We start from the raw sequence: 16667 nt of genomic DNA on the forward strand, positions 1-16667 counted from the left end.
AGGGTGCTCCGGGGGTGGCTCAATTACTTCAGAAACGCAAAGATGCTAAGCAGGCTTAAGCGATTGAGTAGCTGGATACATCGAAGGATAAGATGCTTTCGGCTCAAGCAATGCAAGCGAGCAATAACCATAACGCGATTTCTAGTTAGTCTTGGACTACCGAAATGGCGGAGTGTGCTTCTGGCTGCATCCCACAAGGGATGGTATAGGAAAGCCGGGAGTCCACAAGCCCATGAAGGAATGAACAAGGCTTGGTTCCAAACGATCGGATTGTTCAATCTAGTTGAACACTACAGTTTACACTTCAAAGAAACCGCCCAGTACGAGAGTACGCTGGGTGGTGTGAGAGGACAATGAGGTTGGATTGATCATCCACCCTCATTTCCTACTCGATTATAAGAACATCCGCTGAAGAACCTCTCGAAGAGAGTTACCTTGCCTGCTCATCATTAAACCCTGGAGGTTTCCAAAACCTCCAAGGTTTCTCTCCGAGCTTGCTAAGTCTGAGGAGGGTTTACCACGCCGAAGGCGGGCCTGCTGTAGGCATGGAGTCGAGTCATCCTGAGCCTGTCGAAGGATAAGACTCGACTCATAATTACCGTAAGGTTTTGTCTTATAGTTCGACACGCTCACTATGACAAAACCGCCAAGCTCGCCACGCCGGAGGCATGGGGCTGGGTCATCCTGAGTTGGGGGACGCCTAGTTGCGGACGGCCAGTCGCGGACGGCCAGTCTCGAAGGATAAGACCCAGCCGCAGTTTACGCAGGCATGGTCGAAGGATTAGACTCGACTCCACCGGAAGCCTTCAGTTGCCTCTACCAACCATTATTAGAAATAAAAATACCAGATTTTGGGGATTGTATGCAATGCGGTATATGCATAGTTTTAGGTGTAAATTTTTATACCATATAACTAATCATTATCAACTATGAGTACGGAAAATTCGATCTCTACTGAAATTAGACCAGAGGAAATTGAAAAAGTGAAAGCAGCACTCAGCGAAATACAAAGTACGCTGGCACCGTTTATTGTAGCCCTTAGTGCAGAACAGCGCAAGTCCCTTCCTAAAATGAGCGACGGTACAGAGCCCTTTGTGGAGAAAGTGCTGGACTATGCCGAGGATTCACCAGAGTTTGTACCTCCTTACCTAAACACTGATGAGCTTAAAAAAGACTTTGCACTCACCCAGCAGCTCATGCCTGTTTTGCGTACGGTAGAGCAGTTGGCCAGCAACCTTAGCGACACCACCATGCTGGCTGGCTCAGAAGCGTATGTTACGGCATTGAGCTATTACAACAGCGTGAAAATGGCTTCCAAAATGAACATTCCTGGAGCTAAAACCATCCATGAAGATCTGAAGCGACGTTTTGCGAAGCGCTCCAATGGAGCCGCTGTAGCCTCCGAGTAGGTCAGGGCCATTGCCCACAGCGATCAGTTATTATAAGCGAGCATCTTTTGTCCATTGGATGGGCATTGGGTGTTCGCTTTTTTTGTGTTGGTGGGTAGCTCGTGATACTCACCTCTAAGCCTCAGCCGAGCACCTCAGAGCTCCGCCGGTGCACATATGAAGTGGGAGGGGGCACCTTGGAGGTGCATCGTTGCATGTTTGAGCTTCGAGCTTGCACCTTTTTGCTGCATCGTTGCGTCTTTTAGGTGCAAGCGCGAGGAAATGAAGTGGGAGGGGGTACCTCCAATCCTCAGCGTTGCACCTTTGAAGTGCCTACCCCCACTTCCGAAGTACCCACCCCCACCTCTGAAGTGGGTACCCCCACTTGTGAAGTGGGGTAGCTGGTACGATAGAAGGCCATTGAAAGCAATGCACTGTACAGCATAGCTACTCCTTTCCATAAATCTTTACCGCAAAGCAATAAACCTTGGAGGTTTCCAAAACCTCCAAGGTTTCTTCTAAGCAAAATAGGAATGCGGATGCCCTGCCCGAGGCATGGAGTTGGGGTCATCCTGAGTTGGGGGACGCCCAGTCTCGAAGGATAAGGTCCCCAGCTCCCTTCTTGGTTTTGCCTTACAATTCGAGGCTAGCCGACCGCCATGCCCGCCACGCCGGAGGAGCGGCCTCAGCTGCTCAAGTCGCTGGGGATCGTGGTAGCCTCCGAGTAGTCGCCTGCCTGGAAGCTATGAATCAAAAAAAAGGATCGTAAGGATCCTTTTTTTGTTGGGGGTGGTAGTGAAAAATTGAAGGTAATTTGTGGTTTTAAAAATCAGAGTGCTTTAGTTAAATTGGGTTATAAGTAAATAATTTTTATTGCTCTCTCGAATAAATGAAAATCAAGAAAGTTGAAAATACCCAAGTAGGGCCTTCTCGCGCTGGTGATGTCTTCCATTACAGATGGGCTGCAAGGCGTTGCTTGAAGTTGATACAACCAAATTCCAATTTAGAGTCAATTCTCATTGAAAAGTCTAAAGAACTGGGATTACCAGGTGAACTTGTAATAGACGTTTCGGAATATTATCAAGATGCAGAGACAAAAAAAAAGAGACTAGAATACTATCAACTGAAGCACACATCCAAGCCAAACCCTAAACCGTTTACTTTTAGCCGATTGCAGCATACGATTGTTCAGTTTGCCAAAAGATACTCTCAACTCGTACGCGATGACTTTTCAAACGAGGTTACCTACACAATAATAACAAATAGGAAAATAGATGATACTCTAAAACAGAACATTGATTCAATAGCTAATGAAACATTAGAACGAAGCAATAAATTTTATAAAAACATAAAAGATTGTACAAACCTTGATCATGATCAATTATCTCAATTTTGCGGCTTTTTAAGGTTTAATGATAGCGAGGGTAGCTACTTAGAACAAGAAGAGCATTTAAGGATTGAAATGTCAAGGTTGCAACCTGGGTTCGTAGAAATAGCTCAGGTTGATAGTTTAGTATCTTTGGTTCAAAAAAAAGTTCTTCCAAATTCTAATGGAGAAATATTAAAAGAGGAGGTGTTAAAAATTTTTGGAGCCTCGGAGGATCAATTATTTCCCGCGAAACCAGAATTCGAGAATATCGATAACATAACCTATAGGAAGCAGTACTCAAATCTTCTTGACGTAATAAACAGCGAAAACCAGCCAATAGTAATACAGGCCGAAGGGGGTGTAGGCAAATCAGTTTTCAGTCAATATGTTGTAAAAGGACTACCAGAGGATTCGTTTGGAGTCGCTTATGATTGTTTTGGCTCCGGTAAATATCGTAGTAGAAGTAAACCAAGACATAGGCATAGGGATGCATTAGTGCAAATAGCAAACGAGTTAGCTGCTCAGGGTTTTTGTAATCCTATAATACCTAAGGATTCTACTTTAAATAGTGATATCATTAGCGATTTCCTTAAACGAATTGATAGGTCAATTAAATGTCTTAAGAAGATATCTAAATCAGCTAAGCTTTACATTTTGATTGATGCTGCCGATAATGCGGAAATGGCGGCTAAAGAAGTTGGCGAATCATGTTTTGCTCATGAGTTATTATGCGAGGATATCCCGCTTGATTGTAAACTAGTTTATTTGTGCAGGCCTGGAGAGAGAACTCAATTGTTGAAGCCATCAGGCTCCACTAAAATATTGAAAATTAGTGGCTTTACTAGAGAGGAAACATTTGAGAACCTTAAAAAATATTTCCAAGAAGTTAATGAAAATCAAGCACTTGAATTTCATCGCCTAACTAGTGGAAACCCTAGGGTACAAATGAATGCAATTACAGCAGGTCACGCTAATATTAATGAACTTCTAGAGTATTTGGGCCCTTATGGAACATCCGTTGAACAACAAATAGAAGATCAGTTAAATGCAGCAGTCAATAAAATCAAAGACAACCTAACTTCTGACTATCAAACCAGTGTAGATAGAATTTGTAAAGGGTTAGCGAGTTTACCACCAAATATTCCATTGGAAGTTTTAGCAAATGCATCAGAAGTAAGCATTGAAGACGTAAAGAGCTTTATGATAGATATTGGCCGCTCACTTTGGATGCGTGATTCGACCTCTGTCCACTTTAGAGATGAGCCGACAGAAACATGGTTTAGAAATACTTTTTTAAGCTCGGAGGAGGATTTTCGTAGTTATGTTAAAGTTTTAGAGCCACTTGCAAGTGATTATACCTATGTAGCAGAAATACTCCCTCAAATCTATCTCCAGGCAGGGCAATATGATGATTTAATAGAGATTGCCTTATCTGATAAGCTATTGCCGGACAGTAACCCTTTAGATAAAAGGAATGTACTTGTTTATCGTTTGCAATTCGCATTTAAGGCTGCTCTAAGATCGGCCAAATACAAAGATGCTATTCAACTTGCATTAAGAGCGGGAGAGGAAGTTGCAGGTGATCATAGACAGCAAAGCCTATTTCAGAATAATATTGATTTACTTCCCAAATTACAGTCCGATTTAAAAGTACAAGAAATAGCTTTTAAGAAGATTCTAAGAAGCAGTTGGGAGGGTTCTGAGAACGTTTATACCGCCTCTCTACTTAGTGAAATTAAAGATTTCAAAGGGGAGGCTCAAAGCTACTTGAGGTCAGCCATGAACTGGCTGCATGTCTATTTTGAAGATTCTAAGAAAGAGAAAGATAAATATCGAAGAAACGGGGTTAGTCATGAGGATATTCTGGAAATGGCTTATGCTTTTCTTAATCTTAATGGTGCGAAATCATGCTTGAAATTTCTCAATAGCATAAAGCCTAAAGAGTTCATATTTCAGGTAGTAAGGCAGCTTGTTGAAAGATTAATTGATGCAGATAGATTTGATGAAATAGATCAAATTCTTAAGAACGCAGTGGAAAATAAATTTTATGTTGTTGCCATCGTAAGTGAATTGGCTAGAGTGGGGAGGTTTGCAGAAGCTGATGACATTGAAAAGTGCCTACAAATGCTTGCTAACTCAAAAAAACGAATTAAAAAACCCAAAGACCCTTTTCATGATAATCTTACCCCTTCTATAGTAGCGTTCTTAGAGGTATGTTTACACCGAGGGATGAAGGATAGCTTAATTGCAAGAACGCTTGATTACTACGTGCCAAAAATTGCATCTCAGGGAGCCGGTTTAAGATACGAATCAAAAGAACGTATTATTTTTCTAAAAGCTCTTTCTATTAGATGTGTACTGTCAAAAGTTTCAGACATTAACCTAGATGACCTCATGCCTAGGGTCTATACATCTGAGGATAAAAAGAGAAATTATACAGATGATATTAAAGAATTCAAAGAAGTAATAGGTGGTTTGTATCCATGGTATTTGTTGAGAGCACAATTGATTTCGGGCGACATTGGTAATCTTGCTGAAAAGGCAAATCAAGCTAATGAAGATTCGAAGAGTGCCTATAGTGGTAGGTATCGATCGTATGATTTTCTACATAATGAGATTGCGTCCGTAACATATTCTATTCTGGTAAATTCTAATAAGCATAAGCCAGAAGTGATTCTGCAATACTTCACAGTTTTTTTAAAGGAGAATTCTTCTTTTACGATACACCAACGAATAGATTTATTACGAACTGGTAATAGAGTAAGCCATCTGAATGGTGTACTGCCCGAAATTGAAAGTTCAACTTACGAATTGATAAAAGGACTAACAGATGCTGGACCAGAAGAGATTGCCGATAGCTACATTTCGTTGGCACGAGCAGTGCTTTCAAGTTCAAAGCATGATGCAGCTGTCTATTTTGAAGATGCAATAGATATCGTTTCTAAATTCGGAGATGAAATTGTCGAGCGTTGGGAAGCTGTTCAATCGTTGGGAGAAAGGTCTGCTCCCCAGGCGTCAGATGAATTGGCATACAGGTTTATTCGCTGCGTCGAATTAGTAGGAGAGTATGTCCATAGAGAAAAGCACTGGGATCGATCCCGAGCAATAGTAACTTGCACTAAGATGTCTCCCCAAATTGGAATATCCGCTTTAAGCCGTTGGCGTGATAGAGAGATCGGAAGATTTGAGTATCATTTGGAGGATATATTGAGCTGGCTTGTAAAATCAAAAGTGATTAACCCGACAGTAGGATGGTCGATGGCTCGCCTCTTTTCAAGCCATCATTTGATAGATTTCTTGTCTAATTGTCTGAATAATGAATCTTCTCATAAATCAAGAATTAACATTTTCAATGATGCATACTATTTGGTAAGGAAACAAGGAGCTGATTCAGAATATTGGGTAAAAATGAAGTCTATTGCCAATGAATTTCAGATTAGTAATGAAGAGTTGGATAAGGTATTGAATTTTTATAAATCTCAGACCAAAAGGGAAAAACCCATAAAAAAAATACAGCAAAAGAATACTAATACTAAACTTGATTCGAAAAAATGGGAACGTATTTTCCACAACGTGGAAATTTTAGATCCCGAAGGATTTGCCACTTTAATTGAGAGATATTCAGGTGAGTTTGATAAGGATGATAGCTTCGGTTTCTGTAGATCAGGTTATTTATTCAATGAAGTATTAAATCGAATCAAGGCTGATGAACTATACAAGTTTATTGATTTGCTCTCAAGCACGGAAAACGTGAGTCACTATGATTTTCAAAAAGTTTTGGGTTCAATACCTGATCATTGGAGAAACAAAGTAAGTTTCAAGAAGAAATGGCCAAAAATTATCAATGAATTTGGTGTCAAGTACGCATATGACTTGATCAATGATTACTCGTACAGATCAGCTGTCAGGGAACTAGAAGTTGATGATGATCTGGCCAAAGAGTTGAGGAAGGGTATTTTTCAAGGGTTATCTCAAGGTCAAGAGTTCACAAACGCAAGCATACTATTTAATTTTGTAAGACATGCATCATCATTCATAGATACCAGTCAAGCTAGTGAATTGACAGATTACGCCTTGTCAAGATTTGAGTTGCATATTGAAGATGATTTTGGAGATGGTTCGTGGAATGAATGGCTCTTTGTATCAAATGATGAAAACAGAAATATTGCAGGATTTATCTGGTCTGCACTTGGTTCACCACACTCTGAAACTCGTTGGAAAGCTTGCCATACAGTGAAGAAACTAGCTGACTTTAGTTGCACCAAGGTTTTAAATTCATTGATCGAATGGATGGAACATGACCAAGTTGATGCCTTCGGAAGTAACAAATTTCCATTCTATAATTTGCATGCAAGACAATATTTACTCCTTGCACTGTGTAGAGTTTCGATAGATAATCCAGAAATATTAGTCGATTATAAGGAAAAATTTCAGAAGTACTCTCAAATGGAGCCTCACGTATTAATCCAAAAGTTTGCATCTGAAACTGCTTTGAACATCGAAAAAGCCATTCCTGGAACTTATAGTAGCGGAGAGACCTTCAGCTTTGAAGGTGTTGGCAGGAGTAAGTGTAAAGCTAGGAATGAGGAATATGGATATCGAATAGATAGTTACTTGCATCAAAGTGGTGAGGTCGATACTGGCATAGATCATCATTTTGGCTGGGACTTTGATCAATATTGGTATAAGCCTCTTGGTGAAGTTTTTGGGGTTCCTAGTAAACAAGTTCAAGAATTATGTGCAAATGTGATTGTTAAAGAATGGTCACATGAGACAAAATCAGGATATAATAATGATCCCCGTGTTGGTTTGTGGAATCGGGATAATGATAGGAAAACATGGCATGACCATGGTAGATATCCAAAAACTGACAATTGGGATTTTTATCTCTCTTATCATTCAATGCTTGTTGTAGCAGCAAAGCTCGTTGAAAACATGCCTGTTGTCTCATCCAGAGACTATTTAGATGAGGAAGATGCTTGGGATTATTGGCTGTCTCGTCATTGCCTGACAAGGATTGATGGTAAATGGTTATCAGATAGTAGAGGTGAACTCCCATTGCAACGGCCCGATTGGATTTCTAAAGAAAGTAAAAAAGATGAACTGTGGAGAGTAGATATTCAGGAGCTAGATTATTTAAAAAGCATAAAAGTCCAACGTGAAGAAGAAATGTGGCTTAATATTAAGGGAGGTTGGACTGAAAGGCATAACTCAAGATATGAAACCTATTCAGTTTCATCTTCCTTGGTTTCAAAAGCCACTTCAGTTGCTTTGATGAGAGCACTTACAACAACAAGTGATTATCGCGATTACAAATTGCCAGATTATGAAGAGAGAAGTGTGGAAATTGATTCGGGTATATTTAAACTTCGTGGATTTATTTTGGATGCATATGAGTCCAAGGGGATCGATAAATTAGACCCTTATTCGGGAAGTATAAGCTATCCACCATTTTCTTTTGGAGAGCCTTTTAATAAATTGTTAAATATTACACCAGATGTTGAGGGACAAAAATGGTTTTCTCATGATGGACAAATTGTCCTTGAATGTGATATTTGGAGTAGCGAGCGGCAGGATTACGATAAAGAACCTGAACAATCTGGTATTCGGATAAGTGCGTCATTAGAATTACTCAAAAGACTCTGTAAAGTCTATGATAGCCACATGATTATTGATATCAATATAAGTCGAGATATAGAATATAACTACAGATCAGACAAAGAAGAATACCAGTATTTAACTCATCATAAAATCTACTTATTTACACCAGATGGAAGGCTTAGAAGCATCTCAAAAAATTATAGACTTAGGTAAATCCATTGTCAAGGAACTGGAGCTTGATCCAGGTGCTGATACACTTTCTAAGTGGATGGCACATTATGTGGCCGAAAAGATTGAAGTAGCAAAAAAACTAACTGGAAGTAAGAAAGCTAAGGCTGAGAAAGAATGCTTTGAGATTATTCTTAAACTTTGGGAGGATAGATTTGCAGTCCCAACATTAAAGAGCTATCTCGATGATTTTAAACCTTTTTTTGAAACGCTAGAAAAGCTTCGTTTCTTTAAGGAAAAACCTTTTTTTTATCCTCCAGAAGTGCATTTTGACATTCATGAAGAATGCAAAGAAAGTGAAAATGCTAAGGCAATAAATAGTCTTGATCATGCTTTGTTAATAGATAAAATTGCTAGATCAATTATCTCTGAGTTGCTTAGTCAAACTGTTTTTCAAATAAATCTAAGTGAAGAAAAGTTGGAATATCTTAAGAATGCAATTGACTTGATCGATTATCAAGACAGGAGAATTATAACATTTACCTCAGATTACAAGAAGTACCTTGAAAGTCAAGCGGATGATGGGGCAAATGAAAGAATAGATGAACTTAAAATAAAGCTTAGTCAATTAGAGGAGTTCGATTCCATCAAAAAAGGGCTAATAGACAAATTTAATGGTGAACTAAAGGAGTTAGAGTCTCATAATTAAATTTGAAATTACAAGATATTTGTATTTAATGCTCTTTGTTGAGGGAATCTAGTAATTGCTACTTGTTACAATAGTCAAATAAGTTCGCTGGTTTAGCTTAGTCCATTTTATTGCACTCCCTAGAAGATCAAGTATTTTCATTTGAGACACACCCCCACATCTCCCCACTTCCCCAGCCACCTACCACTTTCTCCCACCAAATCGTAAAAATTTTTGATTTGCCCCACAGCGCCCCACCAAACTTCCATTTTTACCCAAAATCCTAAAATCACCGCTCGAAACTCCCCGTTTTTAGCCGCTGATACTCAGCGTGCTATGAACCAAAACCCATTTTACGCTTCAAAAAACAACCTTTTACAGCCTGTAAACGTATTTTTTTAAAATGGTGGAGGAAAGTGGGAGAATGTGGTTGATTTTGTGGGACTTTTCCATACATTTGTAGTGGTGGTTTATATTTTTCAACGCTCCACTGAAGGTGGGGCAGCTCAAACATGGCTTTTTTTACAAGCGAGTATGAGTGTAAGTTGGATACTAAGGGCAGGTTAGTCTTACCTGCAAAGATCAAGGCTAATCTGCCCGAAGTTTCAACACACGAGCTCGTAATCCGAAAAGGATTCGAGCCTAATCTGATCCTGTATCCAATGTTAGAATACAAAAAGATACATGCCAAGATTGCTGCGCTTAGTGAATTCAACGCCGAGCAGAGAAAATTGAAACGTAACTTCTTCAGGAGCATCGCTCAGGTGGAGTTGGACAATGCGGGACGGATACTGATACCAAAACAGATGCTCGCTCATGCCGGACTGCAAAAGGAGGCAGTTCTGATCGGAATGGGCAATTACATTGAAATGTGGAATCCTCAGGTATTTGAGGAACATCAGATAGATGATCCGGAAGAGTATTCGGCACTGGCACAGAAATTCCTGGACGAGTAATGAGTACTTATCATATACCGGTTATGCTGAAGCAGTGCATCGATGCGCTGGACATTCAGCCGGGAGGCGTCTATGTAGATGTCACCTTTGGCGGAGGGGGGCACAGCCGTGAAATCCTCAGCCAGCTAGATGGTGGTCATCTCTATGCTTTTGATCAGGATGCTGACGCAAAAGCCAATGCCAGCACTGGGATATTCCAGGAGGCAAAAAGTTCTTTTACATTCATAGAATCCAATTTCCGTCACCTCAAGCGCCAGTTGCGCTTTTATGGGGTGAAGCAGGTAGATGGCATACTGGCAGATTTGGGGGTATCCTCTTATCAGCTAGACGAAGGCAGCCGTGGGTTTTCCACGCGCTTCGATGGTGAGCTGGACATGCGCATGGATCGGGGAGCGGCACTTACGGCCAAAGAGGTGGTCAATAGCTACGAGCAAGACGACCTCATTCATATCCTCAGCGCTTATGGCGAAATCAAAAACGCCCGCACACTGGCAGCGGCCATCATCCGGGCACGCAGTGAGCGTACCATCGCCCGAAACGAAGAGCTGAAAGCCATCGCCCTGAAAACCGCCCCAAAAGGCCGGGAGATGAAATACCTCGCGCAGCTTTTTCAGGCTATTCGCATCGAAGTAAACGATGAGATGGGTGCGCTCTACGATTTTCTGGAGCAAACAGCCGAGGTAGTGAAGCCGGGAGGCAAGCTGGTAGTCATGAGCTACCACTCACTGGAAGACCGCCCCGTCAAAAACTACATCAACACCGGCAACCGTCGCGGCAAACAGGAAAAGGATTTTTATGGCAACATCATCAGGCCCTTCGAGCCCGTAACCCGAAAGCCCGTGACCGCCGATGATGAAGAACTGGAACGAAACAACAGGGCGCGCAGCGCCAAACTAAGAATAGCAAAAAGAAACGAATAACAACAGGCAACAAGCAACACTCAAAATGGCAACGAATACGTACAAAATACCAGGAAAATCAAGCAGACAGGGGAGCTTCTTCACCTGGCTCGAGCGATTTGTGCCGGTAGACGAGTCGCTATCGCAGGTGATCCATGTGCGTTTCCTTCCACAGATCGTATTTATCTGCGCCCTGTGCGTGGTGTACATTGGCAGCCGCCACTACGCCGAAAAGAAAATCAGAACCATCAGCCGCCTGGAGTCTCAGGTAGAAGACCTCCGCGCTGACTATACCACACTCAGAGCCGAATACAAGTACGCTAGCAAGCAATCAGAAGTAGCCAAAAAGGCTGCAGCTTTTGGTTTGAAAGAAAGTGATGTGTCACCCTACAAAATCATCGTGAGCGAATGAGCATCAAAAAAGCCATATTGCTTCGCGTAAGGATCGCATTTATGCTGGTATTCCTCTTTTCTGCAGGGATACTTTTTCGCATTGTGACCATCCAGTATGTGGAGGGTGAAAAGTGGAAAGGCTATGCCGAGTCCATGGGCTTGCAGGTGATGAAAGTAAACGCCACCCGTGGCAATATCTATGCCGACGATGGGAGCCTTTTGGCTACCTCCTTGCCGTTTTACCGGCTGGCATTTGATCCGTACCTGCCGGCAGATGAGCTCTACAATCCACACATCGATTCGCTCTGCTACCTACTGTCCAGCTATTTCGATGACGCCTCGCCGATGCAGTATCGGCGCAAAATCGATCGGGCACGGAGAGGCCGGAGAAGATACCTAATACTCAACCGACAGGAGGTAGGGTATCAGGACAAAAAGCGCATGGAACGGTGGCCGATCTTTCGGGAAGGCAGACTTACAGGCGGTATTATCTTCGAGAAGGTGGAAAAGAGATTTCTGCCTTTTTCGCATTTGGGCTATCGTACCATCGGTACCGTCAATTCGGACAACCGAGGAGTGGTAGGACTGGAGTATAGCTTCAACCGTCAGCTCGCTGGCGAAAACGGGGAGGCCCTCTACCAAAGAATGGCCGGAGGCGGCTGGAAGCCCGTTTATGATGGCTCCGAGGTGCGCCCGAAAGACGGTTATGACATCCAAACCACGATCAACGTAAACCTCCAGGACGTTACCGAGTCGGCATTGCTCAAGCACTTGCAAAAGCACCGCGCAGACTATGGAGTGGCCGTACTCATGGAAGTGAAAACGGGGGAGATCAAGGCGATTTCCAACCTGAGCAGAAATAGCAAAGGCGAATACTACGAGCGCTACAACTATGCCGTGGGTAGCCAGGGTGCACGTGAGCCTGGGTCTACCTTCAAGCTGGCCAGCATGATCGCGCTGATGGAAGACTCCAATATCGGCCTGAATGATACGGTGGATACCGGTGATGGTGTCATGAAGTTTTTCAACGAAACCATGCGGGATCATAAGCCCGGTGGCTATGGGGTCCTTACGGTAAAAGAAGTATTTGAAAAAAGCTCCAACATCGGCACGGCGAAGCTCATCACCAAGCATTTTGGAGACAACCCGTCGCGCTATACGGACTACCTCAAGAGTATCGGGCTGGACAAGCCGCTGGGCTTTCAGATGGTGGGTGAGGGACTGCCTTACATCAAGGACCCTACCGACAGTACGTGGAGTGGGATTTCCCTGCCGTGGATTTCACATGGCTATGAGCTGAAAATGACGCCTCTCCAGACCCTTACGCTGTACAATGCGGTGGCCAATGGAGGAAAAATGATTCAGCCATTGATCGTAAAGGCCGTGAAGAAAGCCAACAAAAACATCGAGCGCTATGAGCCAAAAGTGCTCAACCCTAAGATTTGCTCTAAGGAGACGCTGCGCAAGGTGCGCCTGATGCTGGAGGGTGTGGTAGAGCGTGGCACCGCTTCCAACATTCACAACGAGAAGTACAAGATTGCGGGCAAGACGGGCACCGCCAAAAAGGTGGAAAATGGCCGCTATACCAATGCGTACTACACGTCGTTTGCGGGCTATTTTCCGGCGGACAAGCCACAGTATAGCTGCATCGTGGTGATCGATGAGCCGAAAGGGTACCAGATCTACGGAAGTGATGTGGCGGCACCAGTGTTCAAAGAGATTGCCGATAAGATCTATGCGTTGGAGACCAAACTGCATGAGGAACTGCCAGAGCAGCGCGATCAGTATGCAGGGATTTTCCCGCTGATTCGCTCTGGCAAGCATGACGAGCTGAAGATGATCGCCAATGAGCTGGGCATCTCCAATCACTCGGATACGGAAGCCACCTGGGTGACTACCGATGTGGTAAACCATTCGGTGTTTTGGGAAAACAATGAACCCAGAACAGAGCGCATCCCGGATGTGCGGGGCATGACGCTTCGCGATGCGCTGTTTGTGTTAGAAAATATGGGCCTCAAAGTGAGCGTGGAAGGCAGAGGACGAGTGGCTACTCAGTCACTGCTGCCAGGCACCAGGTTCGCCAGAGGGACCAGCATAAAAATTGATTTGAGCTAATGGCAATGCTAAAGGACATATTGTATGGGGTGTCGCTCACCGAGATTCACGGCGAGCGCGAGCAGGACATTGCGGCCATTGCTTTTGATAGCCGTCAGGTGAAGCCCGGCACACTATTCTGTGCCATCAAGGGACTTACTGTAGATGGTCATGACTTTATCTCTACCGCCATTGAAGCTGGAGCCACGGCTGTGTTATGCGAAAATCTGCCGTCCAAGCTGAATGAGGGTATTACGTACATTCAGGTGGAGAATACTCCGGCTGCTACGGGTATCGTAGCAGCCAATTTTTACGACAATCCATCGCGAAAGTTGAAGCTTGTAGGGGTGACGGGCACCAATGGGAAGACCACCACCGCTACGCTATTGTATCAGTTGTTTCGCAACCTTGGCTACAAGACGGGCTTGCTTTCTACGGTAGAAAATAAAATCGATGACGAGGTGCTGCCTTCGCAGTTTACCACGCCGGACAGCATACAGCTCAATGCGCTGCTGGCAGATATGGTAAAGCGTGGATGTACGCATTGTTTCATGGAGGTGAGTTCGCATGCATTGGTACAGGAGCGTACCAGTGGGCTGCATTTTCAGGGGGGCATTTTTACCAACCTGAGCCATGATCACCTCGATTATCACGAGACTTTTGATGAGTACATCAAAGCTAAAAAGATCCTGTTTGATCGCCTGCCCAAGTCAGCCTTTGCCCTGGTAAATGTGGATGACAAACGTGGGCAGATCATGCTGCAAAACACCAAAGCGGAAAAGAATACGTATTCGCTGCGGGCGATGGCTGACTTTAAAGCCAAGATTTTGCACAACACTCTGCAGGGGCTGGAGCTGGATATAGATGGAGTCAATGCCTGGTTTAAGCTCATCGGAGACTTCAATGCGTACAACCTACTGGCCGTATACGGTGCGGCGGTGCTGTTGGAAGAGGAAAAGGAAGAGGTGCTCACTGCACTGTCCCAGATGGACGGAGCACGCGGGCGATTTGAGCAGGTGGCTAACCCTAATCAGGTGCTGGCCATTGTGGATTATGCACACACGCCGGATGCTTTGGATAATGTACTAAAGACCATAGACAACCTGCGCACGCATCAGGAGATGTTGGTGACTGTAGTGGGCTGCGGTGGCAATCGGGACAAGAGCAAGCGACCCGAGATGGCGCGCATTGCGGCGGAGTTTAGCAACAAGGTGATCCTTACTTCTGATAACCCCAGAAATGAGGACCCCAAGCAGATACTTGATGACATGATGGCGGGGATCTCCAAGGTGGATCAGCGCAAAACCATGATCATCGAAGACCGAAAAGAAGCCATCCGTACAGCCTGTAACCTGGCCGGACCGATGGATATCATACTCGTGGCAGGCAAGGGCCATGAGACCTATCAGGAAATAAACGGGGTGAGAAATCACTTCGACGATAAAGAAATATTAAAAGAAATGCTCGACAATCAGCTCGGGTAAGTGTAAACCAAAATAAAAGAGACAGAGACCAAAAATGCTGTATTACCTATTTGACTTTTTAGAGAAACAATTTGACCTGACGGGGGCTAGCGTATTTCGCTTTATCTCCTTTAGGGCAGGTATGGCAGCGCTCATCTCTCTGTTGATTACGATTGTATTTGGCAAGCGCCTCATCAATATGCTCCAGCGCTTTCAGCTGGGTGAGTCCATCAGAGACCTGGGGCTCGATGGGCAGATGCAAAAAGCGGGTACACCTACTATGGGGGGCATCATCATCATAGCTGCCATAATCATCCCTACGTTGCTCTTTGCGCAAGTAGGTAATGTGTATGTACAGTTGCTGTTGCTCACCGCATTTTGGATGGGCATGATCGGCTTTATGGATGATTACCTCAAGATCAAAAAGAAAAATAAAGAAGGCCTTGCCGGAAAGTTTAAAATCGTCGGACAGGTGGTTATTGGTTTGGTAGTAGGGCTTGTCATGGTGATGCACCCGGATGTAGCCATCCCTGAGCTGGGAGGCATTGGTATCTCGGATAGCAGCTCCATCGTTACCACGCTGCCTTTTATCAAAAACAACGAATTTCAGTACGACTGGCTACTGCCTTACTTTCTGGAAGACTATACCTGGCTGATCTACGTGCTGTTGGTGATTTTTATCATTACTGCCGTGTCCAATGGCGCCAATATCACTGATGGTCTGGACGGACTGGCGGCTGGTACTTCAGCCATTATCGGCCTCACGTTGGCTATCCTGGCGTACTTGTCAGGTAATGCCGTGTTTGCCGACTACCTCAACATCGCCTTTATCCCCAACTCTGGTGAGCTGGTAATCTTCGGGGCGGCGTTTGTGGGAGCATGTATTGGCTTCCTGTGGTACAATTCGTATCCGGCGCAGGTATTTATGGGCGATACGGGGAGCCTCTCGCTAGGAGGGATCATCGCCGTGCTCGCACTAGTGATCCGAAAGGAGCTTTTGATCCCGGTGCTTTGTGGGATTTTCCTAATCGAAAATCTTTCGGTAATCATTCAGGTGGCTTATTTCAAGTACACCAGAAAAAAATATGGTGAAGGGAGAAGGGTCTTTTTGATGTCTCCGCTCCATCACCACTATCAGAAAAAAGGCTGGCACGAAGCCCGCATTGTGACCCGTTTTTGGACCTGCGGTATTCTACTGGCCATTATTACTTTAGCAACGCTTAAACTTAGATAAATGACGCTTCAAGAACTCTCTCGCCTCAACGAAAAATTTCAGCAAAAAGCCTCCGAAATGGTGGACCTCATACCGGGGAGCAACCTGATGGCTTTTTCATCGGCAATCATCCGCACAGCCCAGAAGCTGGACCGGGTGCTCAACAAGGTGCTTGGCGCCAAGACAGAGGTGAGCTTTTATACCCAGGTAGATGCCCTGGAAGAAGAAATGGATGAGCTCATCTTTATGATGGACAAGCTGGATGATGCCAATCGTAAACGCAACATCCCGATTCTCATCGATTTTGTGAAAAGAGGCTATGAGCTGTTGTCGCTCTATTCCATCTGCTGTGATCAGATCATTGAGCAAAAGACAAAGGCTGCAAAGCGCAAAGACGAATTTGAAAGAGACTAAAAAAAGCATAGACGGTAAAGC

At 44.0% G+C, this 16667-nt stretch carries 12 protein-coding genes; 11 read left to right on the plus strand and 1 reads right to left on the minus strand.

Annotated elements, in window-relative coordinates; all coding sequences use genetic code 11:
• Positions 1 to 42 precede the first annotated feature (42 nt).
• Positions 43 to 357, plus strand: coding sequence for a hypothetical protein (locus C7460_RS21465; protein WP_245986516.1), 315 nt, complete (start codon positions 43 to 45; stop codon positions 355 to 357).
• A gap of 572 nt (positions 358 to 929) precedes the next feature.
• Positions 930 to 1409 (plus strand): hypothetical protein, encoded by a 480-nt coding sequence (locus tag C7460_RS21470; RefSeq protein WP_115870203.1) that lies wholly within the window; start codon positions 930 to 932, stop codon positions 1407 to 1409.
• Between the two features lie 289 nt (positions 1410 to 1698).
• On the opposite strand, the gene C7460_RS21475 is transcribed toward C7460_RS21470, so the two are convergent.
• Positions 1699 to 1959 (minus strand): hypothetical protein, encoded by a 261-nt coding sequence (locus C7460_RS21475; RefSeq protein ID WP_115870204.1) that lies wholly within the window; start codon positions 1957 to 1959, stop codon positions 1699 to 1701.
• 318 nt (positions 1960 to 2277) lie between these two features.
• Between C7460_RS21475 and C7460_RS23905 the strand changes: the two genes are divergently transcribed.
• From C7460_RS23905 to C7460_RS21520, 9 genes are all read left to right on the plus strand, one after another.
• Complete coding sequence (locus C7460_RS23905; protein ID WP_170148130.1) at positions 2278 to 8571, plus strand: ATP-binding protein; 6294 nt, start codon at positions 2278 to 2280, stop codon at positions 8569 to 8571.
• Entirely contained in the window at positions 8528 to 9235 is a 708-nt protein-coding gene (locus C7460_RS21485; RefSeq protein ID WP_115870205.1) for a hypothetical protein, read from the plus strand. The genes C7460_RS23905 and C7460_RS21485 overlap by 44 nt, the downstream gene beginning before the upstream one ends.
• A 491-nt stretch (positions 9236 to 9726) precedes the next feature.
• Positions 9727 to 10170 carry a division/cell wall cluster transcriptional repressor MraZ gene (mraZ, locus tag C7460_RS21490; RefSeq protein ID WP_115870206.1) on the plus strand — a complete coding sequence of 148 codons (444 nt, stop codon included), beginning with the start codon at positions 9727 to 9729 and terminating at the stop codon, positions 10168 to 10170.
• A complete protein-coding gene (gene rsmH / locus C7460_RS21495) occupies positions 10170 to 11090 on the plus strand; it encodes a 16S rRNA (cytosine(1402)-N(4))-methyltransferase RsmH (RefSeq protein WP_115870207.1) in 921 nt (306 codons plus the stop codon). The genes mraZ and rsmH overlap by 1 nt, the downstream gene beginning before the upstream one ends.
• A 25-nt stretch (positions 11091 to 11115) precedes the next feature.
• Positions 11116 to 11481, plus strand: a complete 366-nt coding sequence (locus tag C7460_RS21500; RefSeq protein WP_115870208.1) for an FtsL-like putative cell division protein — start codon at positions 11116 to 11118, stop codon at positions 11479 to 11481.
• Positions 11478 to 13577 (plus strand): penicillin-binding protein, encoded by a 2100-nt coding sequence (locus tag C7460_RS21505; RefSeq protein ID WP_115870209.1) that lies wholly within the window; start codon positions 11478 to 11480, stop codon positions 13575 to 13577. The genes C7460_RS21500 and C7460_RS21505 overlap by 4 nt, the downstream gene beginning before the upstream one ends.
• Complete coding sequence (locus tag C7460_RS21510) at positions 13577 to 15040, plus strand: UDP-N-acetylmuramoyl-L-alanyl-D-glutamate--2,6-diaminopimelate ligase (protein WP_115870210.1); 1464 nt, start codon at positions 13577 to 13579, stop codon at positions 15038 to 15040. Before C7460_RS21505 ends, C7460_RS21510 begins: the two co-directional genes overlap by 1 nt.
• Positions 15041 to 15074: 34 nt before the next feature.
• A complete protein-coding gene (gene mraY, locus C7460_RS21515) occupies positions 15075 to 16253 on the plus strand; it encodes a phospho-N-acetylmuramoyl-pentapeptide-transferase (RefSeq protein ID WP_115870211.1) in 1179 nt (392 codons plus the stop codon).
• On the plus strand, positions 16254 to 16646 hold the full coding sequence (locus tag C7460_RS21520) for a hypothetical protein (protein WP_115870212.1): 393 nt from the start codon (positions 16254 to 16256) through the stop codon (positions 16644 to 16646).
• Positions 16647 to 16667: the final 21 nt, after the last annotated feature.

This window comes from Marinoscillum furvescens DSM 4134, from assembly GCF_003386095.1.
GTDB classification, from domain to species: domain Bacteria; phylum Bacteroidota; class Bacteroidia; order Cytophagales; family Cyclobacteriaceae; genus Marinoscillum; species Marinoscillum furvescens.

Coding starts and splice junctions, on each gene's coding strand:
- C7460_RS21465 (WP_245986516.1), top strand. CDS start 43: ATGCTAAGCAGGCTTAAGCGATTGAGTAGCTGGATACATCGAAGGATA.
- C7460_RS21470 (WP_115870203.1), top strand. CDS start 930: ATGAGTACGGAAAATTCGATCTCTACTGAAATTAGACCAGAGGAAATT.
- C7460_RS21475 (WP_115870204.1), bottom strand. CDS start 1,959: ATGACCCCAACTCCATGCCTCGGGCAGGGCATCCGCATTCCTATTTTG.
- C7460_RS23905 (WP_170148130.1), top strand. CDS start 2,278: ATGAAAATCAAGAAAGTTGAAAATACCCAAGTAGGGCCTTCTCGCGCT.
- C7460_RS21485 (WP_115870205.1), top strand. CDS start 8,528: ATGGAAGGCTTAGAAGCATCTCAAAAAATTATAGACTTAGGTAAATCC.
- mraZ (WP_115870206.1), top strand. CDS start 9,727: ATGGCTTTTTTTACAAGCGAGTATGAGTGTAAGTTGGATACTAAGGGC.
- rsmH (WP_115870207.1), top strand. CDS start 10,170: ATGAGTACTTATCATATACCGGTTATGCTGAAGCAGTGCATCGATGCG.
- C7460_RS21500 (WP_115870208.1), top strand. CDS start 11,116: ATGGCAACGAATACGTACAAAATACCAGGAAAATCAAGCAGACAGGGG.
- C7460_RS21505 (WP_115870209.1), top strand. CDS start 11,478: ATGAGCATCAAAAAAGCCATATTGCTTCGCGTAAGGATCGCATTTATG.
- C7460_RS21510 (WP_115870210.1), top strand. CDS start 13,577: ATGGCAATGCTAAAGGACATATTGTATGGGGTGTCGCTCACCGAGATT.
- mraY (WP_115870211.1), top strand. CDS start 15,075: ATGCTGTATTACCTATTTGACTTTTTAGAGAAACAATTTGACCTGACG.
- C7460_RS21520 (WP_115870212.1), top strand. CDS start 16,254: ATGACGCTTCAAGAACTCTCTCGCCTCAACGAAAAATTTCAGCAAAAA.